Raw genomic sequence first — 25892 nt, forward strand, 5'->3', positions numbered from 1 at the left:
GGCTTTCACGAGAATGCCGGTCCCTACATTTAAATCATTGTTCTAAGGAAGAATAAAATGGCAAAAGGTAAATTCGAACGGACCAAGCCGCACGTCAACGTCGGCACCATCGGCCACGTCGACCACGGTAAAACCACGCTGACCGCTGCAATCGCAACGGTTCTGTCGAAGAAATTCGGCGGCGAAGCTAAAGCATACGACCAGATCGATGCAGCACCAGAAGAAAAAGCGCGCGGTATCACGATTAACACCGCCCACGTCGAGTACGAAACGGCATCGCGTCACTACGCGCACGTTGACTGCCCAGGCCACGCCGATTACATCAAAAACATGATTACCGGTGCCGCGCAGATGGACGGCGCGATCCTGGTATGCTCCGCAGCTGACGGCCCAATGCCACAGACCCGCGAACACATCCTGCTGGCCCGCCAAGTTGGCGTTCCATACATCATCGTGTTCCTGAACAAGTGCGACCTGGTCGACGACGCAGAGCTGCTGGAACTGGTTGAAATGGAAGTGCGCGAGCTGTTGTCGAAGTATGAGTTCCCTGGCGACGACGTGCCTATCATCAAAGGTTCGGCACGTATGGCGCTGGAAGGCAAAGAAGGCGAAATGGGCGTGGATGCAGTGTTGCGTCTGGCCGATGCCCTCGACTCCTACATCCCAACGCCAGAGCGCGCTGTTGACGGTGCTTTCCTGATGCCAGTGGAAGACGTGTTCTCGATCTCGGGTCGCGGTACCGTGGTGACCGGTCGTATCGAGCGCGGCATTGTCAAAGTCGGCGAAGAGATCGAAATCGTCGGTATTATCGATACCGTCAAAACGACTTGCACCGGCGTGGAAATGTTCCGCAAGCTGCTGGACCAAGGTCAAGCAGGCGACAACGTTGGTCTGCTGCTGCGCGGCACCAAGCGTGAAGACGTGCAACGTGGTCAAGTTCTGGCCAAGCCAGGTTCGATCAAGCCGCATGCGCACTTCACCGGCGAGATCTATGTTCTGTCGAAAGACGAAGGCGGCCGTCATACGCCATTCTTCAACAACTATCGTCCACAGTTCTACTTCCGCACGACGGACGTGACTGGTTCGATCGAGTTGCCAGCAGACAAAGAAATGGTCATGCCAGGCGATAACGTGTCGATCACCGTCAAGCTGATCAACCCGATCGCGATGGAAGAAGGCCTGCGCTTCGCTATCCGTGAAGGCGGTCGTACCGTCGGCGCTGGTGTTGTTGCAAAAATCCTGGCTTAATTCTTAAGCCTGCATAAAGAAGACGCGTCGTCGCCCGGCGCCCTTCTTTTTATTCAACTGCCGGGGTTGGCAAGCATTTTGGTGCTATCATGTCGACCCTGACGGTTGTTGCGTCAGAAATTCCCGTATGACCTCATTGCCGTGCAGACCGCGCGGTTCGTTCTTTTAAGGAAATATCATGTCGGCACCAAACCAAAAAATCCGTATCCGCCTGAAGGCTTTCGATTACAAACTGATCGACCAGTCCGCTCTGGAAATCGTTGAAACCGCGAAGCGCACCGGCGCTGTCGTCAAAGGCCCAGTACCACTGCCTACCCGTATTCAGCGTTTCGATGTGCTGCGTTCCCCGCACGTCAACAAGACTTCGCGCGATCAGTTCGAGATCCGTACGCACCAACGCCTGATGGACATCGTTGACCCAACGGACAAAACCGTTGACGCGCTGATGAAGCTGGACCTGCCAGCTGGTGTTGATGTTGAAATCAAACTGCAATAAGAGTTTCAAGGGCGGCTGACAATACCGTAGCACCAGGTATTGACAGCTGTTCCAGGCCGGCGGGGTGTCCCGCTGCCTGATGATGGGGCCGGGCCTGCTCACAATCGTGAGTGCGCCCGGCCCCATTGCCATTGGTGCCTGCCCGGCACGGGCGACACCCGCGTACGCGTGCAAAACCGCTTTACAGTGCTGCAGCGGGTCGATAAAGTTGCCGCATGCTCAATGCCCTCGATACCCACCTGTTAAATGCGACTCCCCGTCTGCGCTTGCGCGGCTGGCCGCGCTTCCTGACCGAATTCCTGTATTTCGGCATCAAGGAGGCGAGGTCGTGCCTGTTCGTGGGACTGTTTTTTGCTGCCGTGTTCCTGGTGCCGCGCGCCGGCCTGTTCGGCCTGCCGCGCTATGACGTGCTGCTGCTGGTAGCGCTGGCGATCCAGGGTGCAATGGTATGGAGCGGCCTGGAAACGTGGGATGAGTTGAAAGCCATCTGCCTGTTTCATGCGGTCGGCTTCGCGCTGGAAGTGTTCAAGGTATCGGGGGCGATCCAGTCATGGAGCTATCCCGACTTCGCCTACAGCAAGGTGTTCGGCGTGCCCCTGTTTTCCGGCTTCATGTATGCGGCCGTCGGCAGCTACATCATCCAGACCTGGCGCCTGCTCGACATGCGGATCCGCCACCATCCGCCGTACTGGATGGCGGTGCTGATCGCGCTGCTCATCTACGCCAACTTCTTCACCCATCACTACATCGGCGACTACCGCTGGTATCTGGCCGCCTGCGCGCTGGGCTTGTACGCGCGCACCAGCGTGGTGTTCCGTCCGCTCGACCGCGACCGCAGCATGCCCTTGCTGCTCGGTTTCGTGCTGGTCGGCTTCTTTATTTGGCTGGCCGAAAACATCAGCACCTTCTGGGGCGTGTGGCGTTATCCGAACCAGCTTGGCGCCTGGTCGGTGGTGCATGTCAGCAAATGGAGTTCATGGTCGCTGCTGGTGGTGATGACGTTTACCATCGTGGCCCACCTCAAGCACATCAAGGCCAGCATCCACGTCGCCCAGCCTTAGGCCGGGCGGCTTTTTGCCCGCGCACGGCAAGGCGCGCGATTGACGCCGCTTGCCCGCTTCAGGGATACTCCGGACTTGTCCATTAATGTGTGCCGCCGCCATGTCCAAGACTGTCCTGATCGTGGAAGATGAACAGGCGATCGCCGACAGCATCGCCTATGCCTTGCGCACGGACGGCTTTACGCCGCGCCATGTGACCTTGGGTGAGCAGGCGCTTGCCGTGCTGCGCAGTGAGACCGTACCGCAACTGGTGGTGCTCGATATCGGCTTGCCCGACATGAGCGGGCTGGAAGTGTGTCGCCGGCTGCGCCAGTTTTCCGAGGTGCCGGTGATCTTCCTGACGGCCCGCAGCGATGAGATCGACCGTATCGTCGGCCTGGAAATCGGCGCCGATGATTACGTCACCAAGCCGTTCTCGCCGCGCGAACTGGTGGCGCGCATCCGCGTCATCCTGCGCCGCGCAGGTGCAGGCGCCGGCGCCGCGCCAGCGCCGGCGCGCTTCGAGTTGCGCGCGCCGGAGGCGAAAGTGCTGTTTCACGGCCAGCCGCTGGACCTGACCCGCTATGAATACCTGCTGCTGAAAACCTTGCTGGAACACCCGGGCCACGTGCTGTCGCGCGCGCAGCTGATGGCGCGCGTGTGGAGCGCGGCGCCCGACACGCTCGAGCGCACCGTCGACGCGCACGTCAAATCGCTGCGTGCCAAGCTGCGCGCCATCGACGCGCAGGCCGACCCCATCCACACCCACCGTGGCCTCGGCTACAGCCTGGCCGGCGCATGAAGATCGGCCTGCGCATCCTGCTCGGCTACTTCCTGATCGTCGGCCTGGCCGCGTGGTTCTTGCTGAACGTCTTCATGGAGCAGGTCAAGCCGGGTGTGCGCTCGACGCTGGAGGATACGCTGGTCGATACCTCGCAACTGCTGGCCAGCCTGGTGGCGCCCGACGTGAGGGCGGGCACGCTGGCGCAATCGCCCGTGGCCGAGCGCATGCAGGACTATGCGCGCCATGGCGTGGACGTCAATATCAATGGCGTGCGCAAGCGCACGCTCGACTACCGCATCACCATCACGGACCGGCACGGCATCGTGCTGTTCGATTCCAGCGGCCGCGACGTGGGGCGCGACTATTCGCGCTGGAATGACGTGTATCTGACCTTGCAGGGCAAGTATGGCGCGCGCAGCACGCGCAGCCGGCCCGACGACGAGATGTCGACCGTGATGCACGTGGCCGCGCCGATCCGCGACGGCAATGACGTGATCGGCGTGTTGACGGTGGCCAAGCCGAATGCCAGCGTGCAAGCCTTTGTCGAACGCAGCCAGCGCAAGATATTGCAGCGCGGCGCCATCCTGTTGCTGCTGTCGTTGCTGATCGGTCTGGCGTTCGCCTGGTGGCTGCACCATGCGCTGGGCAAGCTGATGCATTACATCGGCGACGTGGAAGCAGGGCGCAAGGTGGCGCTGCCGGCGCTGGGCAGCAACGAGATCGGCACCCTGGGGCGGGCGCTGGAGGCGATGCGCACGCGCCTGGAAGGCAAGGAATACGTGGAGCAGCTGATGCACACCCTGGCGCATGAATTGAAAAGCCCGATCGCCGCCATCCAGGCATCGGCCGAGCTGCTGCAGGAAGACATGCCGCCGGCCGAGCGGCGCCAGTTCCTCGCCAGTATCCTGGAACAGAATGCGCGCCAGCGGCAGCTGATCGACAAGCTGCTGGCCCTGGTGCGCGTGGAAAAGCAGCAACGGCTGGATAACCCCGAGCGCATCGCGCTGGGGCCGCTGCTGGCGCACGTGGCGCAGGACGCGGCCGCCACCCTGGCGGCGCGCGGCGTGCGCCTGCAGGTGCAGGCGGAAGAGGGGAGTGTGGCGGGCGACGCCCTGCTGCTGCGCCAGGCGCTGGGCAACCTGCTCGACAACGCGGCCGGCTTCGCGCCACCGGGCAGCTGCATCGAGCTGACGGCGCAGCGCCACGGCAGCCAGGTGGAAATCGCCGTGCGCGACCGCGGCGAGGGCATCCCCGCGTATGCGCTGGAACGTATCTTCGAGCGCTTTTATTCCCTGCCGCGCCCGAGTACTGGCAAGAGCACGGGCCTGGGCCTGCCCTTCGTGCGCGAGGTCGCTTCCCTGCATGGCGGCACGGCCGAAGTGCTCAATCATCGCGATGGCGGCGCCTGCGCGTGCCTGCGCCTGCCGCTGGTGTAGCGCCTTGCAATTATTTCCGGACTTCACACGCAGCGCATCATCAGCGCACATGATTTTTCTACACTGGCCTCCTTACTTCAAGGATGCGCCATGCAAAAAACTCTCTTCGTCAAAGCGTTGATCGTGTTCGGCCTGATGTTGCTGATCGGCCTGCCTCTGCTGATGATTCAGGAAACGATCAAGGAGCGGATGGAATTCCGCCAGGAAGCCGTCAACAGCATCGCCGCCGATTCGGTGCGCGAACAAACCATCATCGGTCCCATCCTGGTGATCCCCTACACGGAGCAATATGAAGAGCGCGTGGAGGTGGCCAAAGGCGATGACAGGGAAGCGAAAGCGCCTGTGCGCACGGAGTTGCTGCATCGCACGGTGCAGCGCCGCTTGCTCGTGTATCCGAACGAGTTGCAGATCAATGGCAATATCGACACGGACCGCCGCTACCGCGGCATCCACCAGGTGCTGGTCTACAGCGGCCAGCATGCCTTCAAGGGCGACTTCACGGTGCCGGCCAGCACGCAGTTGCCACGCAAGTCGCCGGACTCGCGCATGACCCTGGGCACGCCTTTCGTCGCGCTCTCCATCGAGGACGTGCGCGGCATCCGCAATATCCCGACAATCGACTGGGGCGGGCAGCAGATCGAGTTCGAGCAGGGCAGCGACTTGTTTGCCTTCCGCAGCGGCCTGCACGCGCCGCTGGGCGCCATGCCGCTGGCGCAGGCGCAACAGGTGAAATTCAGCTTTGACCTGGGCCTGGACGGCATCGAACGCCAGCATTTCGTGCCGGTGGCGAAGAACAGCCAGATCCGCATCAAGTCGAACTGGCCCCATCCGCAGTTTGGCGGGCGCTTCCTGCCGTCGCCGAAACATCGCCAGATCGATGCCCAGGGCTTTAATGTGGCGTGGAATATCTCGTCGCTGGCGACGAATGCGCAAACGCAGCTGAGCACCATTGAGGGGGAATTCAAGGTGCCCGACAGTGCGCCGCTGGGCCAGGTGGACCGCTTCAGCGTGGGCTTCATCGAGCCGGTGAACGTGTATTCGCAATCGGACCGCGCCACCAAGTATGGTTTGCTGTTCGTGGCGCTGACCTTTGCCGCCTTCTTCATCTTTGAAATTCTGAAGAGCCTGCCGATCCACCCGGTGCAGTACTTGCTGGTGGGCCTGTCGCTGGTGATCTTCTTCCTGCTGCTGGTAGGCCTGGCCGAGCACATCGCCTTCCTCGCCGCCTACCTGATCGCCAGCGCCGCCTGTATTGCGCTGACCAGCTTTTATCTGGCGCACGTGCTGCACAATGCCTGGCGCGGCATCGGCTTCGGCATGGCGTTGACGCTGCTGTATGGCGCCCTGTATGGCTTGCTGAGCTCGGAAAACAATGCGCTGGTGATGGGCAGCATCCTGTTGTTCGCCGTGCTGGCCGCCATCATGGTGGCGACGCGCAAAGTTGACTGGTATCAAGTGGGCAAGGGCGCAGTGGCACCCGCTGCAGAGCCGCATGAATAGGCGATGTATGCTACATTAATCGATCTTTGCAGTGCCCCTGGCAACTGTCGCAGGGGCGTCGCGCAACACTTTGACATACCTCGTGTTAACTTGTTGCGTCAAGGGTTTTTGTGCTATATACTAGCCGGCTTCGGTATGGATTCGTCTTTTTTGGATCCTACGTTACTTTGTAGTTAAACAAGCCCCGCCCAATCGCAGGTGGGAATGGAGAAAAAATGAGCCTAGGCCTTCTCGGTCGCAAGGTTGGTATGATGCGCATTTTCACGGATGAAGGGGATTCGATCCCGGTCACCGTGTTGGACGTATCGAACAACCGTGTTGCGCAAATCAAAACCCCTGAAACAGATGGCTACTCCGCTGTTCAGGTCGCATTCGGTCAACGTCGCGCTTCCCGCGTGACCAAAGCTGTTGCTGGTCATCACGCTAAAGCTGGCGTTGAAGCCGGTACTCTGTTGAAAGAGTTCCGTGTCGATGCTGCTAAAGCCGCTGAACTGAAAGCTGGCGATGTTGTCGCTGCTTCCCTGTTCGAAGTCGGTCAAAAGATCGACGTGCAAGGCGTTACCATTGGTAAAGGCTATGCAGGCGTTATCAAACGTTATCACTTCTCTTCTGGCCGTGCAACGCACGGTAACTCGCGTTCGCACAACGTTCCAGGTTCCATCGGTATGGCACAAGATCCAGGTCGCGTTTTCCCTGGTAAGCGCATGACCGGTCATCTGGGTGACGTTAACCGTACGATCCAGAACCTCGTGATCGCCCGTATCGATGCCGACCGTCAGCTGTTGCTGGTCAAAGGCGCGATTCCAGGTGCGAAAAATGGCCAGGTAGTTGTCTCGCCAGCCATCAAAACCAAAGCCAAGAAGGGAGCTTAAACGATGGAACTCAAGCTTCTGAATGCGCAAGGTCAAGCCGCCTCGAACGTTGCTGCAGCCGATACGATTTTCGGCCGTGACTACAATGAAGCGCTGATCCACCAAGTCGTCATCGCGTATCAAGCGAATGCACGTAGTGGTAACCGCAAGCAAAAAGACCGTGAAGAAGTTCACCACACGACGAAAAAGCCATGGCGCCAAAAAGGTACCGGCCGCGCTCGTGCTGGTATGTCGTCGTCGCCACTGTGGCGCGGCGGTGGTCGGATTTTCCCGAACTCGCCTGACGAAAACTTCACCCACAAAGTGAACAAAAAGATGTATCGCGCAGGTATCTGCTCGATCTTGTCGCAGCTGGCTCGCGAAGAGCGCCTGATCGTCATCGACGATCTGACGATCGACGCGCCGAAGACCAAGCTGTTGTCGCAAAAATTGAACGGCCTGGGCTTTGATTCGGTTCTGATCATCACCGACGTTCTGAACGAAAACCTGGAACTGGCATCGCGCAACCTGCCTAACGTACTCGTCGTTGAGCCACGTCACGCAGACCCGATGTCCCTGGTGTTCTACAAGAAGATCCTGGTCACCAAAGCTGCATTGGCCAAGATTGAGGAGATGCTGGCATGAGCGCGATTTTGAAACATAGCGAAGAACGCTTGATGAAGGTGCTGTTGGCGCCCGTGATTTCCGAGAAGGCCACCATGGTCGCGGAAAAGAACGAGCAAATTGTATTCCGCGTATTGCCGGATGCAACCAAGCCTGAAATCAAGGCAGCGGTCGAACTGCTGTTCAAGGTCGAAGTTCTGTCCGTGCAAACTGCAAACCGCGAAGGTAAGCAGAAACGCACCGGCAAGTTCAACGGTCGTCGTAACCATACCAAGCGTGCTTTCGTGTGCCTGAAGCCTGGCCAGGAAATCAACTTCTCCGAGGAGGCTGCATAATGGCACTCGTTAAGATGAAACCAACCTCGCCAGGCCGTCGCGGCATGGTAAAGGTGGTGAACCCAGACCTGTACAAAGGTCGTCCGTTCGCTGCCCTGGTTGAAAAGAAATCCAAGACCGCTGGTCGTAACAACAACGGTCACATCACCACCCGTCATATCGGTGGTGGTCATAAGCAACACTATCGCTTGATCGACTTCAAGCGCACCAAAGATGGTATTCCAGCGAAAGTGGAACGTATCGAATACGATCCAAACCGCACCGCGAATATCGCTCTGTTGTGCTACGCCGACGGCGAACGTCACTACATCATCGCAACCAAAGGCATGGCCGTTGGCGACAGCGTGATGAACGGTTCGGAAGCACCGATCAAATCGGGTAACTGCTTGCCAATCCGTAACATCCCAGTCGGTACCGTGATGCATTGCGTCGAAATGCTGCCAGGTAAAGGTGCCCAAATGGCACGTACCGCTGGCGCTGGCGTTGTGCTGATGGCACGTGAAGGTACCTACGCTCAAGTGCGTCTGCGCTCGGGTGAAGTACGTCGCGTGCACATCGAGTGCCGTGCAACGGTTGGTGAAGTCGGCAATGCCGAGCACAGCCTGCGTAAAATCGGTAAAGCTGGCGCGATGCGCTGGCGCGGTGTTCGTCCTACCGTTCGCGGTGTGGTCATGAACCCGGTCGATCACCCGCACGGTGGTGGTGAAGGTAAAACAGCAGCTGGTCGTCATCCAGTTTCGCCATGGGGCCAACAGACCAAGGGTAAGAAAACACGCAGCAACAAGCGTACGACTTCCATGATCGTCTCGCGCCGCGGCAAGAAATAAGGGGTAGCACATGACACGTTCATTGAAAAAAGGGCCGTTCTGTGACGCCCACCTGGTGAAAAAAGTTGAAGCCGCGCAAGCAGCCAAAGACAAAAAGCCAATCAAAACCTGGTCGCGTCGTTCGACAATCATGCCGGATTTTATCGGCCTGACGATCGCGGTTCATAACGGCAAGCTGCACGTGCCGGTTTATGTTTCCGAAAACATGGTTGGTCACAAGCTCGGCGAATTCGCACTGACCCGTACGTTCAAGGGCCATGCAGCTGACAAAAAGGCTAAGAAATAATGGAAACTAAAGCTATCCTCAAAGGTGTGCGCCTGTCGGACCAAAAGGGCCGCCTGGTTGCTGACCTGATCCGTGGCAAGAAAGTTGACGCTGCACTCAACATCTTGCAATTCAGCCCGAAAAAAGGTGCTGCGATCATCAAACGTGTTCTGGAATCCGCTATTGCGAATGCCGAGCACAATGATGGTGCGGACATCGACGAATTGTTCGTGAAAACGATCTACGTCGAAAAGGGCCCCGTCCTGAAGCGCTTCACCGCGCGTGCAAAAGGCCGTGGCGACCGTATTTCGAAACAATCCTGTCACGTTTACGTGACTGTCGGTAACTAAGGAGCCACGATGGGTCAGAAAATTCATCCAACCGGTTTCCGTCTGGCGGTCACCCGTAACTGGGCTTCGCGCTGGTATGCAGGCAACGGTAATTTCGCTGCCATGCTGAACGAAGACTTGAAAGCACGTGCTTACCTGAAAAAGAAACTGAAGAACGCCTCCGTTGGTCGCATCGTTATCGAGCGCCCAGCCAAGAACGCGCGCTTCACGATCTACAGCTCGCGTCCAGGCGTGGTCATTGGTAAAAAAGGCGAAGACATCGAAGTACTGAAGTCCGCGCTGACCAAGATCATGGGCGTACCTGTTCACGTGAACATCGAAGAAATTCGCAAGCCAGAAATCGACTCGCAACTGATCGCCGATTCGATCGCTCAGCAGCTGGAAAAACGGATCATGTTCCGCCGCGCCATGAAGCGTGCAATGCAAAATGCAATGCGCCTGGGTGCTCTCGGTATCAAGATCATGTCGTCCGGCCGTCTGAACGGTATCGAAATCGCGCGTAAAGAGTGGTACCGCGAAGGCCGCGTGCCTCTGCATACCCTGCGCGCCGATATCGACTACGGTACCAGCGAAGCGTCGACCACCTACGGCATCATCGGTGTCAAGGTGTGGGTATACAAAGGTGACCGCGCGCCTAACGGCGATGCACCAGTCATCGATACCCCAGCTGACGAGAAGAAAAGCCGCGGCCCACGCCGTGACGATGGCAAGCCAGCTGGCCGTCCACGTCCAGCCGGTGCCGGTGCGAAACCATCCACAGCACCAGGTGCACGTGTGCGTACCGCCGCTAAACCGGCCGCCGCAGCAGCACCAGCTGAGAAAGCAGGAGAATAATCATGCTGCAACCAGCACGCAGAAAGTATCGTAAAGAGCAGAAAGGCCGTAATACCGGTATTTCGCACAGCCGCGGCACCGCCGTGTCGTTTGGCGAATTCGGTCTGAAGGCAGTTGCGCGCGGTCGTATCACTGCGCGTCAAATTGAAGCGGCGCGTCGTGCAATGACGCGTCACATCAAGCGCGGTGGCCGTATCTGGATCCGTATTTTCCCGGACAAACCGATTTCGAACAAACCGGCTGAAGTCCGTATGGGTAACGGTAAAGGTAATCCTGAGTACTACGTCGCTGAAATTCAGCCAGGTAAAGTACTGTACGAAATGGATGGCGTTGATGAAGCGCTGGCACGGGAAGCTTTCCGTCTTGCCGCCTCTAAACTGCCACTGGCGACGACGTTTGTCATCCGCCAAGTCGGCCAATAATTGGAGTTGTATATGAAAGCATCTGAACTCCGCGGCAAAGACCAGCCAGCTCTGCAAAAAGAGCTGAATGACTTGTTGAAGGCACAGTTCGGCCTGCGTATGCAAATCGCTACGCAGCAGCTGAGCAACACTTCGCAGCTCAAGAAGGTACGCCGCGATATCGCGCGTGTGAAGACGGTAATGAATCTGAAGGAAGCCAAATGAACGAACCAGTGAAACAGTCGCTCAAGCGCACGCTGATCGGTAAAGTGGTTTCGGACAAGATGGACAAGACCGTTACCGTTCTGATCGAGCGCCACGTAAAACATCCTTTGTATGGCAAGATCATCATGCGCTCGAACAAGTATCACGCGCATGACGAGACCAACCAAGTCAAGGCCGGTGATACGGTCGAGATCCAGGAAGGTCGCCCGATCTCCAAAACGAAGGCATGGACGGTGACACGTGTGGTTCAAGCCGCACCAACCGTTTAAATAAAAACCACCGTTTCGGCGGTGGCTTTTAATTAGTACTTGCAGGCCCGCAAATTGTATGTAATACTTGCGGGCTTCGTTCATGTAACGCCGCAAAGTGTCTGGTCACAGACAGTAGCATTCGCGGTCAGTTAATGTATGAAGGTCATGCACCCAAACAGTGAAGCCCAGCAGGGCGGCTCTGGCGGGACCAAGACTGACCGTGGGTCTACATTGTGTGGATTCTTCGGCTTAAGTTGGGAAAGAGAATACTATGATTCAAACTGAAAGCCGGCTCGAAGTGGCTGACAATACCGGTGCCAAAGAAGTAATGTGCATCAAGGTATTGGGCGGCTCCAAGCGCCGTTATGCTGGCATTGGCGATGTGATCAAGGTAACCGTCAAGGTTGCTGCGCCACGTGGCCGTGTCAAAAAAGGTGAAATTTATAACGCCGTGGTTGTGCGCACCGCTAAAGGTGTTCGCCGCCAAGACGGTTCCCTGGTGAAGTTCGACGGCAATGCCGCCGTTCTGTTGAACGCCAAGCTGGAACCGATCGGTACCCGTATTTTTGGACCTGTCACACGCGAACTGCGTACTGAGAAGTTCATGAAAATCGTGTCCCTGGCACCGGAAGTCCTGTAAGGAGTCGTAATGGATAAGATTCGTAAAAACGACGAAGTCATCGTTCTGACCGGGAAAGACAAGGGCAAACGTGGTGTGGTACAGCAGCGTATCGATGCTGAACATATCGTGGTTGACGGCATTAACATCGCTAAAAAAGCGACTAAGCCAAACCCGATGACTGGCGTAACTGGTGGTATCGTCGATAAGACCATGCCAATTCACGTGTCCAACGTTGCATTGTTTAATGCAGCGACTGGCAAGGCAGATCGCGTGGGTTTCAAAGAAGTGGACGGCAAGAAAGTTCGCATCTTTAAATCCTCCGGCGAAGTAGTGAAGGCTTAAGAAATCATGGCACGTCTCCAAGAATTCTATAAAGAAAAAGTCGTTGCCGACCTGACCAGCAAGTTTGGTTACAAGTCGGTAATGGAAGTTCCACGCCTGACCAAGATCACCCTGAACATGGGTGTTGGTGAGGCTATCGCGGATAAAAAAGTTCTCGAGCACGCAGTTGCTGACTTGACCAAGATCGCCGGCCAGAAGCCAGTGACCACCAAGTCCCGCAAAGCGATCGCAGGCTTCAAAATCCGTGAAGGTTACCCGATCGGTACGATGGTCACCCTGCGCGGCGCTCGCATGTACGAGTTCCTGGATCGCTTCATTACCGTGGCTCTGCCGCGCGTACGCGATTTCCGTGGTGTGAACGGCCGTGCATTTGATGGTCGTGGTAACTACAACATCGGTGTCAAGGAACAGATCATTTTCCCTGAAATCGAATACGACAAGATTGACGCGTTGCGCGGTATGAATATCAGCATCACGACAACCGCTAAGACCGATGACGAAGCCAAAGCTTTGCTCGCCGCCTTTAAATTCCCTTTCAGGAACTGATCATGGCCAAACTGTCACTGATTAATCGTGAGATCAAGCGTGCTGACCTGGTGGCGAAATTCGCCCCTAAGCGCGAAGCTCTCAAGGCCATCGTCGATGACCAATCGAAATCGGAAGAAGAGCGCTACGAAGCTCGCCTGAAATTGCAGGCGCTGCCACGTAACTCGAACCCGACGCGTCAACGTAACCGTTGCGCCATCACTGGTCGTCCGCGCGGCACATTCCGTAAATTCGGTCTGGGTCGTATCAAGCTCCGTGAATTCGCCATGCGTGGTGAAATTCCGGGTATGACAAAAGCAAGCTGGTAATAGGAGAATATGCAATGAGTATGAGCGATCCTATCGCCGATATGCTGACCCGCATTCGCAATGCACAAGGCGTGCAAAAGACGACCGTGGCCATGCCATCGTCGAAAGTCAAAATTGCGATTGCCAGCGTCCTGAAGGACGAGGGTTACATTGAAGATTTCGCTGTTACCGAAGCTGGTGGCAAAGCGGAACTGAAAATCGGTTTGAAGTATTATGTTGGCCGTCCCGTCATTGAGCGCTTGGAGCGCGTGTCCCGTCCGGGTCTGCGCGTCTACAAGGGTAAAGACGAGATCCCTGTTGTGATGAATGGCTTGGGTGTGGCGATCGTGTCGACTCCGCAAGGCGTCATGACTGACCGCAAAGCACGCGCTACCGGTGTCGGCGGCGAAGTTATTTGCTACGTGGCTTAAGGAGTTACACATGTCTCGAGTAGCTAAAATGCCTATCGTAGTGCCAGCTGGCGCCGAAGTCGCCATCTCCGCACAAGCGATCACCGTAAAAGGCCCGCTGGGCGTACTTTCCCAGGCCCTCACCGGCCAGGTCAAAGTGGAAAACAATGCAGGAACCCTGAGTTTCGACGTGGCGGACGACAGCCGCGAAGCCAATGCCATGTCCGGCACGCTGCGCGCACTGGTCAACAACATGGTTGTTGGCGTCACCAAGGGTTTCGAGAAAAAGCTGAACCTGGTAGGCGTGGGTTACAAGGCGCAAGCTCAAGGCGACAAGTTGAATCTGTCCCTGGGTTTCTCGCACCCTGTAGTGCATGACATGCCAGCTGGCGTTACCTGCGCAACACCAACCCCGACCGAGATCCTGATTAAAGGTATCGACCGTCAACAGGTTGGCCAGGTAGCCGCTGAAGTTCGTGCTTACCGCGCTCCTGAGCCTTATAAAGGCAAGGGCGTTCGCTATGCGGACGAAGTGGTTAAGCTTAAAGAAACCAAGAAGAAGTAATTAGGGGCTGACGATGGATAAGAAAGAATCACGGCTTCGCCGCGGACGCCAAACCCGCATCAAGATTGCGGAATTGAAAGTAAATCGCTTGTCGGTGCATCGCACCAACCTGCACATTTACGCCAACCTGATCAGCCCGGATGCAAAAATCCTGGTTTCGGCCTCGACGGCTGAAGCGGAAGTTCGCGCTGAACTGGCAGGCCAATCCGGCAAAGGCGGCAATGCCGCTGCTGCAGCCTTGATCGGCAAGCGCGTCGCTGAAAAAGCGTTGAAAGCAGGAATTACCGAAGTTGCGTTCGACCGCTCCGGTTTCCGTTACCACGGCCGTGTGAAAGCGTTGGCAGAAGCCGCACGCGAAGCCGGTCTGAAGTTCTAAGGATCAATCATGGCAAAAATGCAAGCAAAAATGCAAAGCGACAAGCCGGATGATGGCATGCGCGAAAAAATGATCGCGATCAACCGCGTGACCAAAGTGGTCAAGGGTGGTCGTATCATGGGTTTCGCCGCGCTGACCGTAGTTGGTGATGGCGATGGCCGCGTCGGCATGGGCAAGGGCAAATCGAAAGAAGTGCCAGTTGGCGTGCAGAAGGCAATGGAAGAAGCCCGTCGCAACCTGATCAAAGTACCGCTCAAAAACGGTACCTTGCATCACACGGTTGTTGGTCGTCACGGCGCCTCCAAGGTCCTGATGAACCCAGCTAAGCCTGGTACTGGCGTGATCGCTGGTGGCGCCATGCGCGCTATCTTCGAAGTGATGGGCGTGACGGACGTGGTGGCGAAATCCACCGGTTCGAACAACCCATACAACCTGGTACGCGCTACGCTGGACGGCCTGTCGAAAATGAGCACTGCTTCCGATATCGCTGCCAAACGCGGCAAGTCGGTTGAAGACATTCTGGCTTAAGGTGGACAAAATGACAAACACAGTCAAAGTGCAATTGGTCAAGGGCTTGATCGGTACGCGCGAATCGCATCGCGCTACCGTGCGCGGTCTGGGTCTGCGTCGTGTAAATTCGGTTTCCGAATTGCAAGACACCCCATCCGTACGCGGCATGATCAATAAAGTATCGTATCTCGTTAAAGTTGTCGGGTAAGCCTTCGGGCTTACACGAACGGAGCAAATCATGGAATTGAATACTATTGCACCAGCCGAAGGCGCTAAGCACTACAAGCGTCGCGTCGGTCGCGGTATCGGCTCCGGCCTGGGTAAAACCTCGGGTCGTGGTCACAAGGGTCAGAAATCGCGTTCGGGCGGCTTTCATAAAGTCGGTTTCGAAGGCGGTCAGATGCCTCTGCAACGCCGTCTGCCTAAGCGCGGTTTCAAATCGATGCACGCAACCTTCAAAGCTGAAGTGCGCCTGTCCGATCTGAACAACCTGGCTGTTGGCGATGTCGACATTCTGGTCTTGAAGCAAGCTGGCGTTCTGGGCGTGTTGGCCCGTGACGTGCGCGTGATCTTGTCCGGCGAAATCACCAAAGCGGTGAATTTGAAGGGCTTGAAAGTGTCCGCTGGCGCGAAAGCCGCCATCGAAGCAGCCGGCGGCTCGGTAGCCTGAGTTGACCGCTAACAGCTTGATCGGAGCGAAAATTGGCGACTAATCCACAACTTGCTAAAAGTGCAGCGGCTGGTTTCCCTTGGGGACGGCTCTGGTTTTTGCTTGGCGCATTGGTGGTTTATCGTATCGGTGCTCACGTCCCGGTTCCCGGGATTGACCCGACACAATTAGCCTCGCTGTTCAAGGAGCACGAAGGCGGCGTCCTGGGCATGTTCAACATGTTCTCGGGCGGTGCCTTGTCTCGTTTTACAGTGTTTGCGCTGGGTATCATGCCTTATATCTCGGCCTCGATCATCATGCAATTGCTGTCGATCGTGTCACCGCAGATGGAAGCGTTGAAAAAAGAAGGCGAAGCAGGTCGTCGCAAGATCACCCAGTACACCCGGTATTTCACGGTTGCCCTGGCACTGTTCCAAGCGTTAGGCATTGCAGTCGCACTGGAGTCGCAAGCTGGTCTGGTGTTGGAACCTGGTCTTGCATTCCGCTTCGTGACGGTCGTCACTTTGTTGACCGGAACAATGTTTTTGATGTGGTTGGGTGAGCAAATTACCGAGCGCGGCTTGGGGAATGGCATCTCGATCATCATTTTTGCCGGGATTGCAGCAGGTCTGCCGTCGGCGTTGGGTGGCTTGTTCACTCAGGTGTCGAATGGTTCGATCGGCAGCTTCAGCGCGATTTTCATCGTGATCCTGGTAGCACTGGTAACGTACTTCGTTGTATTCGTCGAACGTGGTCAGCGCAAAATATTGGTCAATTACGCGAAGCGCCAGGTAGGCAACAAGATTTATGGCGGTCAAACCAGCCATTTGCCGTTGAAGCTGAACATGGCCGGCGTGATCCCGCCGATCTTTGCTTCTTCGATCATCTTGTTTCCGGCCACTATCGTGGACTGGTTTTCAAAGGGCGCCGACAACGCTAACCCTGCGGTGCGGTTCTTGAAAGATTTGGCAGCATCGATGGGGCCTGGTGAGCCTATCCATGCGCTGTTGTACGCAGTGGCGATCGTGTTTTTCTGTTTCTTCTATACAGCGCTGGTGTTTAACAGCAAGGAAACAGCAGATAACTTGAAGAAAAGCGGTGCGTTCATTCCCGGGATTCGTCCAGGCGAGCAGACAGCCCGTTACATCGACAAGATCCTGACACGCTTGACACTTGCCGGCGCAGTCTACATCACCCTGGTGTGTTTATTGCCGGAATTTATGCAAGCCCAGTGGAAAGTACCATTCTATTTCGGCGGTACTTCTTTATTGATTATTGTAGTTGTCACCATGGATTTTATGGCGCAAGTACAGAACTACGTGATGTCGCAGCAATATGATTCGCTGCTGCGCAAAGCAAATTTCAAGGGCGGAATTCCGACGCGTTAAGCGCGGTAAACATACCGAATGGCAAAAGACGACGTCATACAGATGCAGGGCGAGATTCTTGAGAATCTCCCAAATGCAACATTTCGAGTGAAGCTGGAGAACGGACACGTGGTGCTCGGGCATATTTCAGGTAAAATGCGGATGAACTATATTCGCATTCTCCCTGGAGACAAGGTGACGGTGGAGTTAACGCCGTACGACTTGAGCCGAGCCCGCATTGTGTTCCGTACCAAGTAACACACTGAATCAAACCAAAGAAGCGAAAGAAAGAGCCCAAAAATGAAAGTTCTCGCATCAGTCAAGCGGATCTGCCGCAACTGCAAGATCATCAAGCGCAAAGGCGTAGTCCGCGTAATCTGCGTGGAACCACGTCACAAGCAGCGTCAAGGTTAATCGAGGAATAACAAATGGCACGTATTGCAGGGGTTAATATCCCAAATCATCAGCATACCGTTATCGGCCTGACAGCCATCTACGGTGTGGGCCGTCCACGCGCAGAGAAAATCTGTGCATCGACCGGTGTAGCAACCAACAAAAAGATCAAAGATCTGGATGACAGCGAACTGGAAAAACTGCGCGATGAAGTAGGTAAATTCATCGTCGAAGGCGATCTGCGTCGTGAACTGTCCATGAACATCAAGCGTTTGATGGATCTGGGTTGCTACCGCGGCATGCGTCATCGTAAGGGTCTGCCTTGCCGTGGCCAGCGTACGCGTACGAACGCACGTACCCGCAAGGGACCGCGTAAAGCCGCTCAATCGCTGAAAAAATAATCCGCTAGGGAATAATTATGGCTAAGTCGCAAAATAACGCCGCATCAGCACGCGTGCGTAAAAAGGTTAAAAAGAACGTCGCTGAAGGCATTGCACATGTCCACGCTTCGTTCAATAACACCATCATTACCATCACCGATCGTCAAGGCAATGCCTTGTCGTGGGCTACCTCCGGCGGTGCAGGCTTCAAGGGTTCGCGTAAATCGACCCCGTTCGCAGCGCAGGTCGCCGCGGAAGCCGCTGGTAAAGTGGCTGTTGAGTGTGGCGTCAAGAACCTGGAAGTACGTATCAAGGGCCCAGGTCCTGGTCGTGAATCCGCTGTTCGCGCGCTGAACAACCTGGGCATCAAGATCACCGAGATCCAGGACGTGACGCCGGTACCGCACAACGGTTGCCGTCCACCGAAACGCCGTCGTATCTAAGATAGTGTTGCAGAGGGCGCTTCGGCGCCAGCTGCTTTTCTGTCTGTTGTATTAGTACAGTTGTGTGAAATTGCTGGAGCAGGGAGCCGGAAACGGTTATACTGCCCGGCTGTTCTTGCCTGTCAAATTCCATTTGGCGGGTTTTTCGTTTTCAGCCACCGTCTGATTGAAGCTGAGTCAGACTAGCGCCTAACCGCAGCAGCGTGTTTGATCATGCATGTGGCTGGGGCGTTATCATAAATAAAAGGAAGCATCGTGGCACGTTATATCGGACCTAAAGCAAAACTCTCCCGCCGTGAAGGTACTGACCTGTTCCTGAAGAGCGCCCGTCGCTCGCTCGACAGCAAGTGCAAACTGGACGTCAAACCAGGCCAGCACGGTGTCAAATCCGGCGCCCGCACCTCGGACTACGGTAACCAACTGCGCGAAAAGCAAAAAGTAAAACGCATGTACGGCGTGCTGGAACGTCAATTCCGCCGCTACTTCGCTGAAGCAGACCGTCGTAAAGGCAACACCGGCGAAACGCTGTTGAAGTTGCTGGAAACGCGTCTGGACAACGTTTGCTACCGCATGGGCTTTGGTTCGACCCGCGCTGAAGCGCGTCAATTGGTCAGCCACAAAGCGTTCACCGTGAACGGTATCGTTGTGAACATCGCTTCGTACGCAGTCAAAGTTGGCGACATCGTTGCTGTTCGTGAAAAATCGAAAAAGCAAGTGCGTATCGTTGAAGCACTGTCGCTGGCTGAACAAGTTGGTATGCCTAGCTGGGTTTCGGTTGATGCCAAGAAAATGGAAGGTACCTTCAAGTCCCTGCCAGAGCGTAACGAAATCGCTAACGACGTCAACGAATCGCTGATCGTCGAGCTGTACTCGCGTTAATAGTAGTTAGCACTATCACCGCCCACTCGATCGAGTGGGCGTTTTACTAATGCCATCAGCCTTATCGGTGTAATGAGCCGAGGGTATTGAAAAGGACATTTCATGCAAAACAGTTTGTTGAAGCCACGTATTATCGATGTTGAAGCTCTCGGTGCAGGTCACGCCAAAGTCGTGATGGAACCGTTCGAGCGCGGCTATGGCCACACATTGGGTAACGCGTTGCGCCGCGTTCTGCTGTCGTCGATGGTAGGCTACGCGCCGACCGAAGTGACGATCGCTGGCGTCGTCCACGAATATTCCTCCCTCGATGGCGTGCAAGAAGACGTCGTCGATCTGTTGCTGAACTTGAAGGGTGTGGTTTTCAAAGTCCACAACCGCGATTCGGTAACCCTGACCCTGAAAAAAGAAGGCGAAGGCGCGATCCTGGCCTCCGACATCGACCTGCCGCATGACGTCGAACTGATCAACCCTGACCACGTGATCGCCCACCTGACCGCTGGTGGCAAGCTGGACATGCAGATCAAGGTTGAAAAAGGCCGCGGCTACGTTCCTGGTAACGTGCGTCGCCTGTCGGAAGACACGAACAAGACCATCGGCCGCATCATCCTGGACGCCTCGTTCTCGCCAGTGCGCCGCGTATCGTACTTCGTTGAATCGGCGCGCGTCGAACAGCGTACCGACCTGGACAAGCTGATCATCAACATCGAAACCAACGGCGTGATCTCGCCGGAAGAAGCGATCCGCCAGTCGGCCCGCGTCCTGGTGGATCAGTTGAATGTGTTCGCTGCCCTGGAAGGCACGGAAGCCGCCGCCGAAGCGCCATCGCGCGCTCCGCTGGTCGATCCTATCCTGTTGCGTCCAGTCGACGACCTGGAGTTGACCGTGCGTTCGGCGAACTGCCTGAAAGCGGAAAACATCTACTACATCGGCGACCTGATCCAACGTTCGGAAAACGAACTGCTGAAAACGCCAAATCTGGGCCGCAAGTCCCTGAACGAAATCAAGGAAGTGCTGGCATCGCGCGGCTTGACCTTGGGCATGAAGCTGGAAAACTGGCCGCCTGCAGGCCTGGAAAAGTAATTCGTAGTTGTAGCAAACTGCCTGGGACAGGTGTCCCAGGCTTTTATTTTGAAGCACCAAACCGGCCCGCGATGTTGCATTAGCTTCATCGATCGAAGAGCTGGAATTTAAACACTCACCGAAAGGATTTATCATGCGTCACGGTCACGGCCTCCGTAAACTGAATCGTACCTCGTCCCACCGTCTGGCAATGCTGCGCAACATGACAGTATCGCTGCTGCGTCACGAAGCGATCAAAACCACCCTGCCAAAAGCAAAAGAACTGCGCCGCGTTGTCGAGCCAATTCTGACCTTGGGCAAAACTGACTGCCTGGCAAACAAGCGTCTGGCCTTCAACCGCCTGCGCGATCGTGAAATGGTCCTGAAGCTGTTCGCTGAATTGGGCCCACGTTACGCCAACCGTAACGGCGGCTATGTGCGCATCCTGAAAATGGGTTTCCGCGTAGGCGATAACGCTCCTATGGCGTTCGTCGAACTGATGGATCGTCCAGACACGACCGAAGCAGTTGAAATCGCTGGCGAGTAATCCCGCCAGTTGTATCTGAGAAAGCCAGGCCTAGCCTGGCTTTTTTGTTTTCTGCTGCAGTCATTCTTACCGCAGTGTACTATTCTCCTTTCGCGCCGGCCCGGCACATGCGCTGCCTGCTCCGCGCGTCCTCTGTCGAATGGTCGAAAAGGTAGTTCATGTCCCGTTTCCTCTCCAGCGCCGCCGCGCGCGCCGCGCCACGCCATCCTTTGCTCACCTGGTTTGCTGCCTGTTGCTTCCTGTTGATCGCCGTTTTTGGCGCCGGCCATGCCCGTGCCGACGATGAGTTCCTCGATCCCGAGCTGGCCTTCAAATTTTCCGCACGCATGCAGGACCCGTCCACCATCGCCGTCACCTATGTGATTGCCGATGGTTACTATATGTACCATGAGCGTTTCAAGTTCGACGCCGTGGGCGCCAAGCTGGGCACGCCCGTGTATCCGGCTGGCAAGGTCAAGTTTGACGATACTTTCCAGAAGAACGTGGAAACGTTCCGCAAGACGCTCACCATCACCATTCCCGTGCAGGCCGCTGGCGCCTTCACCCTGAAGGCGACGGGGCAGGGCTGTTCCGACAAGGGCTTGTGCTATGCGCCGCAGGATGCGACGGCCCAGCTGGTGGGCGGTGGCGGTGGCCAGAGCACGGCGCCCGGCACGGGCCTGCCGTCGAAATTCGCCCTGCCGGCCGCGCCGGCAATCGACACGGCGGCCGTCAACGGCCCGCAGGCGCAGGCGTCGCCTGGCGTGTCCGTGCTGAGCATCGCCAATCCCGATATCACGGCCACGCCCGACCCTGTGGCGGTGGTTCCCGTGGCGGCAAGCCCGGCGCCCGCGCAAAACGAGCTGGGCAAGATCGAAGCGGCGCTGAAGGGCGGCAAGCTGCTCGTCATCGTGCCCCTGTTCATGCTGCTGGGCCTGGGCCTGGCGTTCACCCCGTGCGTGCTGCCGATGGTGCCGATTTTGTCGTCGATCATCATCGGCGATGGCGCCAAGGTCAGCCGTTCGCGCGGCTTGCTGCTGTCGCTGACGTACGCGCTGGGCATGGCCATCGTCTACACGGCGCTGGGCGTGGCGGCGGGCTTGGCGGGCGAAGGCCTGGCGGCCAAGCTGCAAAATCCGTGGGTGCTGGGCTTCTTTGCCTTGCTGATGGCGGGCCTGGCGCTGTCGATGTTCGGTTTCTATGAATTGCAAGTGCCGGCTTTCCTGCAAGGCAAGCTGACGTCCGTGTCGAACCAGCAATCGTCGGGCCGCCTGGCGGGCGTATTCACCATGGGCGCCATTTCCGCTCTGATCGTGGGGCCATGCGTGGCCGCGCCGCTGGCCGGCGCCTTGCTGTATATCAGCCAGACGCGCGACGTCGTCATCGGCGGCAGCGCCCTGTTCGCCATGGCGGTGGGCATGAGCGTGCCTTTGCTGCTGGTGGGCGTCTCGGCCGGCACCTTGCTGCCGCGCGCCGGCGCCTGGATGGATGCCGTCAAGCGCTTCTTTGGCGTACTGCAACTGGGCGTGGCCTGGTGGCTGGTCTCGCCCGTGCTGCCGGGCGCCGTGCAGATGCTGGGCTGGACGGTGCTGTTCGTCGGCTATGGCATGTATTTGCTGGTGGGCAAGAGCGGCGCGCAGAATGCCTGGGTGGCCAAGGCCTTCGGCCTGGTGTTTGCCGTGCTGGGCGCCATGCAACTGGTGGGCGTGGCCAGCGGTGGCCGCGACCCGCTGGCGCCGCTGGCGCACCTGGGCGGTGGCCAGGTCCATGCGCAGCCGTTTACGCGCGTAAAGACCGTGGCGCAGCTCGATGCGGCGCTGGCTCAGCTGAATGGTAAGCCGGCCTTGCTTGACTTTTATGCGGACTGGTGCGTGTCGTGCATCGAGATGGAAAAGCTGACCTTCGTCGATCCCGCCGTGCGCGAGAAGATGGGGCAAGCCGTGCTGCTGCAGGTGGACGTGACGGCCAATGACGCGGACGACAAGGCCATGCTGAAACGTTTCCAGCTGTTCGGGCCGCCTGGCATCATCATGTTCAACCCGCAGGGGCAGGAAATCGCCCAGTCGCGCGTGATCGGTTTCCAGAATGCAGCCACCTTCCTGACCTCCCTGCGCAAGCTCGAGGAGTAGGTCGGGTTAGCCCGTCAGGGCGTAACCCGACACCACCGCACACGTCAACGTTGTCGGATTACGGTCCTGCGGACCTAATCCGACCTACCCAGCTTTGGGGTGCTGCTGCATGCCATGGTGACCACCACGATGGCCACCGTGCTTGCCGCCAGGCACGCTGTCGTCAAACACTTTCTTTTGCTCCGGCGTCAGCACGGCGTAAAAGGTTTTCAACGCCGCCAGATGGCTTTCCTGGTCCGCGATGCGTTCCTTCGACATGGCGATCCATTGTTCCATGCGCTCCGGCGCCGACAGCTTGGCCATCGCTGCGTGCCTGGCCTTCCAGTCGCCCATCGGTTTTTGCGGCGCATTGGCGGCCGTGAACGTGGCCCAGGCCGGTTCCTGCGCGGCTGTCAGCTTCAGCTGGTCGTGCAGACGGGCCTGGTACTTGGCCATGCGCTCGGCCGGGTTGCCACCGCGGTGCTGGCCGCGATGGCCGTCATGTTGCATCTTGCTGCTGGCCGCAGGCGCGCTGGCGGCCGCTTCCTGGGCGTGGACGGTCAGCGATGCCGCACCCATGCCGAGTACGCTCATGGCGATGATCAAGTTTTTGCGTAAAGTCTTCATTGAGGCGTTCATCTGGATTCCTTTGTAAAAATGAGAGGTGTGCATGCTGCTGCACATGAATCCATGGTGGACGCGCCATGTTTCCCCGAAGTGTCCGCTGCCAGACAGTTTGTATCTATATGTTTCTTCGGGTCTCCTATATACAAGACGATACAAATGCGCTGTGCAAGGGTGGGGGAAGTGGGGATAATTCGTACCATGGAACCCACTTCTACAATTCTCATCGTCGACGATGACCGCGACATCCGCAGCTTGCTGGCGGATTACCTGGAAACGAACGCCTACCGCACCCTGGGCGCGGCGGATGGCACGGCCATGTGGAAAATCCTCGATGAAACGCGGCCCGACCTGATCGTGCTCGATTTGAACCTGCCTGGCGACGATGGCCTGACCTTGTGCCGCAAGCTGCGTGCCCAATCGACGGTGCCGGTGATCATGTTGACGGCGCGCAATGAGCCGCTGGACCGCATCCTGGGCCTGGAAATGGGCGCCGACGATTATTTGCCGAAACCGTTCGAGCCGCGTGAATTGCTGGCGCGCATACGCAGCGTGCTGCGCCGCAGCCATGCCATGCCGTCGAACGTGCCCTCGGACAAGGCGCAGCAAATCCGCTTTTCCGGCTGGACGCTGGACTTGACGGCGCGCCACCTGCTCAATCCCACGGGCTTGGTGATCATGCTGTCGGGTGCCGAGTTCCGCTTGCTGCGCGTGTTCCTGGAACACCCGAACCGCGTGCTCAACCGTGACCAGCTGCTGAACCTGACGCAGGGGCGCGACGCCGACCCGTTCGACCGCTCGATCGATATCCAGATCAGCCGCCTGCGGCAAAAACTCGGTGAAGATGCCCGTTTGCCGCAAATCATCAAGACCGTGCGCAACGGCGGCTACGTGCTGGCCGGGCAAGTCAACGTGGAGCCGCACGCGTGAAGGCCTTCCTGGGGTCGATGACGGGCAGAGTCTTCATGTTTTTGCTGATCGGCATCGTCGCTTCGGCCGCGCTGACGCAGTGGCTGGCCGTGGGCGAACGCCAGCGCGCCATCGAGCAATACCGCGATTACCACGCCGTCGAGCGGGCCGAGCAGCTGGTGATGGCGGCCGACGTGGTGCCGCTGGCCTCGCGCGCCGCCTACCTGAAGGTGGCCAACAAGGGCAGCGTGCGCCTGGAATTGCGCCCCGACACGGAGCATACTCCCGGCGCGCCGACGGAATTTTCCAGCGCCCTGCAAGCCAAGCTGGGTGAAGGCTTCAAGGTCAGCGCGCTGGCCGAACGCCCGGCCGCCTGTGTCAAGCCGCGCCAGTCGCCGGGCATGTTCGGCGCCAAGCCTTGGGGCGGCACCTGCGAAAACCTCGACGTGCGCATGCAGGATGGCCACGTGCTGCGCCTGATGGTCTTGCCGCCACGCCAGCAACCGCCGTTCAACGAACATAACGACTGGATGACCCTGCTGCCTTTCCTGATCAGCATCGCCATCCTCGCCTACCTGGTCACGCGCATGACCATGCGCCCGCTGAAACAGCTGGCGCAGGCGGCGAAAGACCTGGGCAACGACATCAACCATCCGCCGCTGACCCTGTCCGGGGCCAGCGAGATCCGCCAGGCCAGCGCCGCCTTCAATGCCATGCAGGCGCGCATCCGCCAGCATATTTCCCAGCGTACACAAATGCTGGCCGCCATCACGCATGACTTGCAGACGCCGCTGACGCGCCTGCGCCTGCGTCTGGAAAAGGTGGCCGATACGGAATTGTATGAGCGCCTGGTGGGCGACCTGTCGGCCATGCAGAGCATGGTCAAGGAAGGACTGGACCTGGCCCGCTCGATGGACAGCACGGAAGCGATGCAGGCGCTCGATCTCGATTCCCTGTTAGATAGCGTCTGCTCGGATGCGGCCGATGCCGGCCAGAACGTGACCCTGGCCGGGCAGGCCAGCATGGCCTTGATGGCCCGGCCCATCGCCATGCGGCGTTGCCTGGTGAACTTGATCGACAATGCCGTCAAATATGGCCAGTACGCGCAGGTCACCGTTGAGCGCATCGCCGGCGCGGCGCGCATCCGCATCCGCGACGGCGGGCCGGGTATTGCGCCAGATCAGCTGGCCAAAGTGTTCGAACCGTTTTATCGTATCGAGACCTCGCGTTCGCGCGAATCGGGCGGCACGGGCCTGGGCCTGACCATCGCGCGCAACATCGCCGAGCAGCATGGCGCCACGGTTTCACTGCTCAATCATGTCGACGGTGGACTGGAAGTCACCCTGATCGTGCCAGAGTATTACGCTGGAAAGTGAGCATTTCCGTGCGACAATATTGTGCTTTATGCCCCCCTGGCAACTACCTTCAAC

The 25892-nt window shown here is 57.6% G+C and carries 38 protein-coding genes; 37 read left to right on the forward strand and 1 reads right to left on the reverse strand.

From position 1 onward, the window contains the following. Positions 1–57 precede the first annotated feature (57 nt). The 35 genes from tuf to dsbD all read left to right on the forward strand — a co-directional run bounded on the left by tuf (position 58) and on the right by dsbD (position 22950). A complete protein-coding gene (tuf, locus tag ACP7DW_RS10865) occupies positions 58–1248 on the forward strand; it encodes an elongation factor Tu (protein ID WP_070345915.1) in 1191 nt (396 codons plus the stop codon). Positions 1249–1426: 178 nt separating this feature from the next. Beyond that, the gene (rpsJ, locus tag ACP7DW_RS10870; RefSeq protein ID WP_010394389.1) at positions 1427–1744 is read left to right on the forward strand and encodes a 30S ribosomal protein S10; all 318 of its coding nucleotides are present in this window, start codon (positions 1427–1429) and stop codon (positions 1742–1744) included. A gap of 215 nt (positions 1745–1959) precedes the next feature. After that, positions 1960–2805 carry a DUF817 domain-containing protein gene (locus ACP7DW_RS10875; protein ID WP_426054976.1) on the forward strand — a complete coding sequence of 282 codons (846 nt, stop codon included), beginning with the start codon at positions 1960–1962 and terminating at the stop codon, positions 2803–2805. 100 nt (positions 2806–2905) lie between these two features. After that, positions 2906–3586 (forward strand): two-component system response regulator CreB, encoded by a 681-nt coding sequence (gene creB / locus ACP7DW_RS10880; RefSeq protein ID WP_426054975.1) that lies wholly within the window; start codon positions 2906–2908, stop codon positions 3584–3586. Then, on the forward strand, positions 3583–5004 hold the full coding sequence (gene creC / locus ACP7DW_RS10885) for a two-component system sensor histidine kinase CreC (RefSeq protein ID WP_426054974.1): 1422 nt from the start codon (positions 3583–3585) through the stop codon (positions 5002–5004). The genes creB and creC overlap by 4 nt, the downstream gene beginning before the upstream one ends. 90 nt (positions 5005–5094) lie before the next feature. After that, the gene (creD, locus tag ACP7DW_RS10890) at positions 5095–6504 is read left to right on the forward strand and encodes a cell envelope integrity protein CreD (RefSeq protein WP_426054973.1); all 1410 of its coding nucleotides are present in this window, start codon (positions 5095–5097) and stop codon (positions 6502–6504) included. Positions 6505–6719: 215 nt separating this feature from the next. Continuing rightward, positions 6720–7376: a 50S ribosomal protein L3 gene (rplC, locus tag ACP7DW_RS10895; RefSeq protein WP_071079769.1), complete on the forward strand. Its 657-nt coding sequence runs from the start codon at positions 6720–6722 to the stop codon at positions 7374–7376. Positions 7377–7379: 3 nt separating this feature from the next. Further along, positions 7380–8000, forward strand: a complete 621-nt coding sequence (gene rplD, locus ACP7DW_RS10900; protein WP_034753197.1) for a 50S ribosomal protein L4 — start codon at positions 7380–7382, stop codon at positions 7998–8000. After that, positions 7997–8314 carry a 50S ribosomal protein L23 gene (gene rplW, locus ACP7DW_RS10905; protein ID WP_010394398.1) on the forward strand — a complete coding sequence of 106 codons (318 nt, stop codon included), beginning with the start codon at positions 7997–7999 and terminating at the stop codon, positions 8312–8314. The genes rplD and rplW overlap by 4 nt, the downstream gene beginning before the upstream one ends. Beyond that, entirely contained in the window at positions 8314–9141 is an 828-nt protein-coding gene (gene rplB / locus ACP7DW_RS10910; protein ID WP_010394400.1) for a 50S ribosomal protein L2, read from the forward strand. Before rplW ends, rplB begins: the two co-directional genes overlap by 1 nt. Positions 9142–9151: 10 nt before the next feature. Then, the gene (rpsS, locus tag ACP7DW_RS10915; protein WP_008444295.1) at positions 9152–9427 is read left to right on the forward strand and encodes a 30S ribosomal protein S19; all 276 of its coding nucleotides are present in this window, start codon (positions 9152–9154) and stop codon (positions 9425–9427) included. Beyond that, positions 9424–9756: a 50S ribosomal protein L22 gene (gene rplV / locus ACP7DW_RS10920; protein ID WP_170840583.1), complete on the forward strand. Its 333-nt coding sequence runs from the start codon at positions 9424–9426 to the stop codon at positions 9754–9756. The genes rpsS and rplV overlap by 4 nt, the downstream gene beginning before the upstream one ends. A 9-nt stretch (positions 9757–9765) precedes the next feature. After that, positions 9766–10590, forward strand: a complete 825-nt coding sequence (gene rpsC, locus ACP7DW_RS10925; RefSeq protein ID WP_034753199.1) for a 30S ribosomal protein S3 — start codon at positions 9766–9768, stop codon at positions 10588–10590. Between the two features lie 2 nt (positions 10591–10592). Beyond that, entirely contained in the window at positions 10593–11012 is a 420-nt protein-coding gene (gene rplP, locus ACP7DW_RS10930) for a 50S ribosomal protein L16 (protein ID WP_010394411.1), read from the forward strand. A 12-nt stretch (positions 11013–11024) separates the two neighbouring features. Next, positions 11025–11216, forward strand: coding sequence for a 50S ribosomal protein L29 (gene rpmC, locus ACP7DW_RS10935; protein ID WP_010394412.1), 192 nt, complete (start codon positions 11025–11027; stop codon positions 11214–11216). After that, positions 11213–11485 (forward strand): 30S ribosomal protein S17, encoded by a 273-nt coding sequence (rpsQ, locus tag ACP7DW_RS10940; protein ID WP_010394415.1) that lies wholly within the window; start codon positions 11213–11215, stop codon positions 11483–11485. Before rpmC ends, rpsQ begins: the two co-directional genes overlap by 4 nt. A 253-nt stretch (positions 11486–11738) precedes the next feature. After that, positions 11739–12107 (forward strand): 50S ribosomal protein L14, encoded by a 369-nt coding sequence (gene rplN / locus ACP7DW_RS10945; protein WP_008444317.1) that lies wholly within the window; start codon positions 11739–11741, stop codon positions 12105–12107. A 9-nt stretch (positions 12108–12116) separates the two neighbouring features. Beyond that, positions 12117–12431, forward strand: a complete 315-nt coding sequence (gene rplX / locus ACP7DW_RS10950) for a 50S ribosomal protein L24 (RefSeq protein ID WP_034753204.1) — start codon at positions 12117–12119, stop codon at positions 12429–12431. A gap of 6 nt (positions 12432–12437) precedes the next feature. Then, entirely contained in the window at positions 12438–12977 is a 540-nt protein-coding gene (gene rplE / locus ACP7DW_RS10955; protein ID WP_010394421.1) for a 50S ribosomal protein L5, read from the forward strand. A gap of 2 nt (positions 12978–12979) precedes the next feature. Then, the gene (gene rpsN, locus ACP7DW_RS10960; protein WP_010394423.1) at positions 12980–13285 is read left to right on the forward strand and encodes a 30S ribosomal protein S14; all 306 of its coding nucleotides are present in this window, start codon (positions 12980–12982) and stop codon (positions 13283–13285) included. A gap of 14 nt (positions 13286–13299) precedes the next feature. Beyond that, complete coding sequence (rpsH, locus tag ACP7DW_RS10965; RefSeq protein ID WP_010394425.1) at positions 13300–13695, forward strand: 30S ribosomal protein S8; 396 nt, start codon at positions 13300–13302, stop codon at positions 13693–13695. Positions 13696–13705: 10 nt separating this feature from the next. Beyond that, a complete protein-coding gene (rplF, locus tag ACP7DW_RS10970) occupies positions 13706–14239 on the forward strand; it encodes a 50S ribosomal protein L6 (RefSeq protein WP_010394427.1) in 534 nt (177 codons plus the stop codon). Positions 14240–14252: 13 nt separating this feature from the next. Beyond that, positions 14253–14615 carry a 50S ribosomal protein L18 gene (gene rplR, locus ACP7DW_RS10975; RefSeq protein ID WP_071079767.1) on the forward strand — a complete coding sequence of 121 codons (363 nt, stop codon included), beginning with the start codon at positions 14253–14255 and terminating at the stop codon, positions 14613–14615. Positions 14616–14624: 9 nt separating this feature from the next. Then, on the forward strand, positions 14625–15143 hold the full coding sequence (rpsE, locus tag ACP7DW_RS10980; RefSeq protein ID WP_010394433.1) for a 30S ribosomal protein S5: 519 nt from the start codon (positions 14625–14627) through the stop codon (positions 15141–15143). 10 nt (positions 15144–15153) lie between these two features. Beyond that, complete coding sequence (gene rpmD / locus ACP7DW_RS10985; RefSeq protein ID WP_010394435.1) at positions 15154–15333, forward strand: 50S ribosomal protein L30; 180 nt, start codon at positions 15154–15156, stop codon at positions 15331–15333. A 30-nt stretch (positions 15334–15363) separates the two neighbouring features. Then, a complete protein-coding gene (gene rplO / locus ACP7DW_RS10990; RefSeq protein WP_034753211.1) occupies positions 15364–15795 on the forward strand; it encodes a 50S ribosomal protein L15 in 432 nt (143 codons plus the stop codon). Positions 15796–15827: 32 nt separating this feature from the next. Continuing rightward, positions 15828–17162 carry a preprotein translocase subunit SecY gene (gene secY, locus ACP7DW_RS10995; RefSeq protein WP_010394438.1) on the forward strand — a complete coding sequence of 445 codons (1335 nt, stop codon included), beginning with the start codon at positions 15828–15830 and terminating at the stop codon, positions 17160–17162. Between the two features lie 18 nt (positions 17163–17180). Continuing rightward, complete coding sequence (infA, locus tag ACP7DW_RS11000) at positions 17181–17399, forward strand: translation initiation factor IF-1 (protein WP_005663428.1); 219 nt, start codon at positions 17181–17183, stop codon at positions 17397–17399. Between the two features lie 42 nt (positions 17400–17441). Next, on the forward strand, positions 17442–17555 hold the full coding sequence (gene rpmJ / locus ACP7DW_RS11005; protein WP_010394471.1) for a 50S ribosomal protein L36: 114 nt from the start codon (positions 17442–17444) through the stop codon (positions 17553–17555). Positions 17556–17569: 14 nt separating this feature from the next. Then, positions 17570–17935: a 30S ribosomal protein S13 gene (gene rpsM / locus ACP7DW_RS11010; RefSeq protein WP_046681666.1), complete on the forward strand. Its 366-nt coding sequence runs from the start codon at positions 17570–17572 to the stop codon at positions 17933–17935. Between the two features lie 17 nt (positions 17936–17952). Beyond that, positions 17953–18357, forward strand: coding sequence for a 30S ribosomal protein S11 (gene rpsK, locus ACP7DW_RS11015; RefSeq protein ID WP_010394475.1), 405 nt, complete (start codon positions 17953–17955; stop codon positions 18355–18357). A gap of 255 nt (positions 18358–18612) precedes the next feature. Then, complete coding sequence (gene rpsD, locus ACP7DW_RS11020) at positions 18613–19236, forward strand: 30S ribosomal protein S4 (protein WP_010394478.1); 624 nt, start codon at positions 18613–18615, stop codon at positions 19234–19236. 102 nt (positions 19237–19338) lie between these two features. Further along, the gene (locus ACP7DW_RS11025) at positions 19339–20316 is read left to right on the forward strand and encodes a DNA-directed RNA polymerase subunit alpha (RefSeq protein ID WP_008444343.1); all 978 of its coding nucleotides are present in this window, start codon (positions 19339–19341) and stop codon (positions 20314–20316) included. Between the two features lie 133 nt (positions 20317–20449). Further along, positions 20450–20842: a 50S ribosomal protein L17 gene (gene rplQ, locus ACP7DW_RS11030; protein ID WP_010394482.1), complete on the forward strand. Its 393-nt coding sequence runs from the start codon at positions 20450–20452 to the stop codon at positions 20840–20842. Between the two features lie 158 nt (positions 20843–21000). Next, the gene (gene dsbD, locus ACP7DW_RS11035; protein WP_426054972.1) at positions 21001–22950 is read left to right on the forward strand and encodes a protein-disulfide reductase DsbD; all 1950 of its coding nucleotides are present in this window, start codon (positions 21001–21003) and stop codon (positions 22948–22950) included. 84 nt (positions 22951–23034) lie between these two features. Here the strand turns inward: dsbD and ACP7DW_RS11040 are convergent, their stop codons facing one another. After that, positions 23035–23556, reverse strand: coding sequence for a Spy/CpxP family protein refolding chaperone (locus tag ACP7DW_RS11040; protein WP_426085206.1), 522 nt, complete (start codon positions 23554–23556; stop codon positions 23035–23037). Between the two features lie 198 nt (positions 23557–23754). Between ACP7DW_RS11040 and ACP7DW_RS11045 the strand changes: the two genes are divergently transcribed. Further along, positions 23755–24483: a response regulator gene (locus ACP7DW_RS11045; RefSeq protein WP_035824023.1), complete on the forward strand. Its 729-nt coding sequence runs from the start codon at positions 23755–23757 to the stop codon at positions 24481–24483. Further along, on the forward strand, positions 24480–25838 hold the full coding sequence (locus ACP7DW_RS11050; protein ID WP_426054970.1) for an ATP-binding protein: 1359 nt from the start codon (positions 24480–24482) through the stop codon (positions 25836–25838). The genes ACP7DW_RS11045 and ACP7DW_RS11050 overlap by 4 nt, the downstream gene beginning before the upstream one ends. Positions 25839–25892 lie beyond the last annotated feature (54 nt).

It is taken from the genome of Janthinobacterium sp. PSRC1-1, from assembly GCF_049897525.1.
Classification (GTDB): domain Bacteria; phylum Pseudomonadota; class Gammaproteobacteria; order Burkholderiales; family Burkholderiaceae_D; genus Janthinobacterium; species Janthinobacterium tructae.

Excerpts from the sequence above, each read along its gene's own strand:
- tuf (WP_070345915.1), top strand. The coding sequence starts at position 58 with ATGGCAAAAGGTAAATTCGAACGGACCAAGCCGCACGTCAACGTCGGC.
- rpsJ (WP_010394389.1), top strand. The coding sequence starts at position 1,427 with ATGTCGGCACCAAACCAAAAAATCCGTATCCGCCTGAAGGCTTTCGAT.
- ACP7DW_RS10875 (WP_426054976.1), top strand. The coding sequence starts at position 1,960 with ATGCTCAATGCCCTCGATACCCACCTGTTAAATGCGACTCCCCGTCTG.
- creB (WP_426054975.1), top strand. The coding sequence starts at position 2,906 with ATGTCCAAGACTGTCCTGATCGTGGAAGATGAACAGGCGATCGCCGAC.
- creC (WP_426054974.1), top strand. The coding sequence starts at position 3,583 with ATGAAGATCGGCCTGCGCATCCTGCTCGGCTACTTCCTGATCGTCGGC.
- creD (WP_426054973.1), top strand. The coding sequence starts at position 5,095 with ATGCAAAAAACTCTCTTCGTCAAAGCGTTGATCGTGTTCGGCCTGATG.
- rplC (WP_071079769.1), top strand. The coding sequence starts at position 6,720 with ATGAGCCTAGGCCTTCTCGGTCGCAAGGTTGGTATGATGCGCATTTTC.
- rplD (WP_034753197.1), top strand. The coding sequence starts at position 7,380 with ATGGAACTCAAGCTTCTGAATGCGCAAGGTCAAGCCGCCTCGAACGTT.
- rplW (WP_010394398.1), top strand. The coding sequence starts at position 7,997 with ATGAGCGCGATTTTGAAACATAGCGAAGAACGCTTGATGAAGGTGCTG.
- rplB (WP_010394400.1), top strand. The coding sequence starts at position 8,314 with ATGGCACTCGTTAAGATGAAACCAACCTCGCCAGGCCGTCGCGGCATG.
- rpsS (WP_008444295.1), top strand. The coding sequence starts at position 9,152 with ATGACACGTTCATTGAAAAAAGGGCCGTTCTGTGACGCCCACCTGGTG.
- rpsC (WP_034753199.1), top strand. The coding sequence starts at position 9,766 with ATGGGTCAGAAAATTCATCCAACCGGTTTCCGTCTGGCGGTCACCCGT.
- rplP (WP_010394411.1), top strand. The coding sequence starts at position 10,593 with ATGCTGCAACCAGCACGCAGAAAGTATCGTAAAGAGCAGAAAGGCCGT.
- rpmC (WP_010394412.1), top strand. The coding sequence starts at position 11,025 with ATGAAAGCATCTGAACTCCGCGGCAAAGACCAGCCAGCTCTGCAAAAA.
- rpsQ (WP_010394415.1), top strand. The coding sequence starts at position 11,213 with ATGAACGAACCAGTGAAACAGTCGCTCAAGCGCACGCTGATCGGTAAA.
- rplN (WP_008444317.1), top strand. The coding sequence starts at position 11,739 with ATGATTCAAACTGAAAGCCGGCTCGAAGTGGCTGACAATACCGGTGCC.
- rplX (WP_034753204.1), top strand. The coding sequence starts at position 12,117 with ATGGATAAGATTCGTAAAAACGACGAAGTCATCGTTCTGACCGGGAAA.
- rplE (WP_010394421.1), top strand. The coding sequence starts at position 12,438 with ATGGCACGTCTCCAAGAATTCTATAAAGAAAAAGTCGTTGCCGACCTG.
- rpsN (WP_010394423.1), top strand. The coding sequence starts at position 12,980 with ATGGCCAAACTGTCACTGATTAATCGTGAGATCAAGCGTGCTGACCTG.
- rpsH (WP_010394425.1), top strand. The coding sequence starts at position 13,300 with ATGAGTATGAGCGATCCTATCGCCGATATGCTGACCCGCATTCGCAAT.
- rplF (WP_010394427.1), top strand. The coding sequence starts at position 13,706 with ATGTCTCGAGTAGCTAAAATGCCTATCGTAGTGCCAGCTGGCGCCGAA.
- rplR (WP_071079767.1), top strand. The coding sequence starts at position 14,253 with ATGGATAAGAAAGAATCACGGCTTCGCCGCGGACGCCAAACCCGCATC.
- rpsE (WP_010394433.1), top strand. The coding sequence starts at position 14,625 with ATGGCAAAAATGCAAGCAAAAATGCAAAGCGACAAGCCGGATGATGGC.
- rpmD (WP_010394435.1), top strand. The coding sequence starts at position 15,154 with ATGACAAACACAGTCAAAGTGCAATTGGTCAAGGGCTTGATCGGTACG.
- rplO (WP_034753211.1), top strand. The coding sequence starts at position 15,364 with ATGGAATTGAATACTATTGCACCAGCCGAAGGCGCTAAGCACTACAAG.
- infA (WP_005663428.1), top strand. The coding sequence starts at position 17,181 with ATGGCAAAAGACGACGTCATACAGATGCAGGGCGAGATTCTTGAGAAT.
- rpmJ (WP_010394471.1), top strand. The coding sequence starts at position 17,442 with ATGAAAGTTCTCGCATCAGTCAAGCGGATCTGCCGCAACTGCAAGATC.
- rpsM (WP_046681666.1), top strand. The coding sequence starts at position 17,570 with ATGGCACGTATTGCAGGGGTTAATATCCCAAATCATCAGCATACCGTT.
- rpsK (WP_010394475.1), top strand. The coding sequence starts at position 17,953 with ATGGCTAAGTCGCAAAATAACGCCGCATCAGCACGCGTGCGTAAAAAG.
- ACP7DW_RS11025 (WP_008444343.1), top strand. The coding sequence starts at position 19,339 with ATGCAAAACAGTTTGTTGAAGCCACGTATTATCGATGTTGAAGCTCTC.
- rplQ (WP_010394482.1), top strand. The coding sequence starts at position 20,450 with ATGCGTCACGGTCACGGCCTCCGTAAACTGAATCGTACCTCGTCCCAC.
- dsbD (WP_426054972.1), top strand. The coding sequence starts at position 21,001 with ATGTCCCGTTTCCTCTCCAGCGCCGCCGCGCGCGCCGCGCCACGCCAT.
- ACP7DW_RS11040 (WP_426085206.1), bottom strand. The coding sequence starts at position 23,556 with ATGAAGACTTTACGCAAAAACTTGATCATCGCCATGAGCGTACTCGGC.
- ACP7DW_RS11045 (WP_035824023.1), top strand. The coding sequence starts at position 23,755 with ATGGAACCCACTTCTACAATTCTCATCGTCGACGATGACCGCGACATC.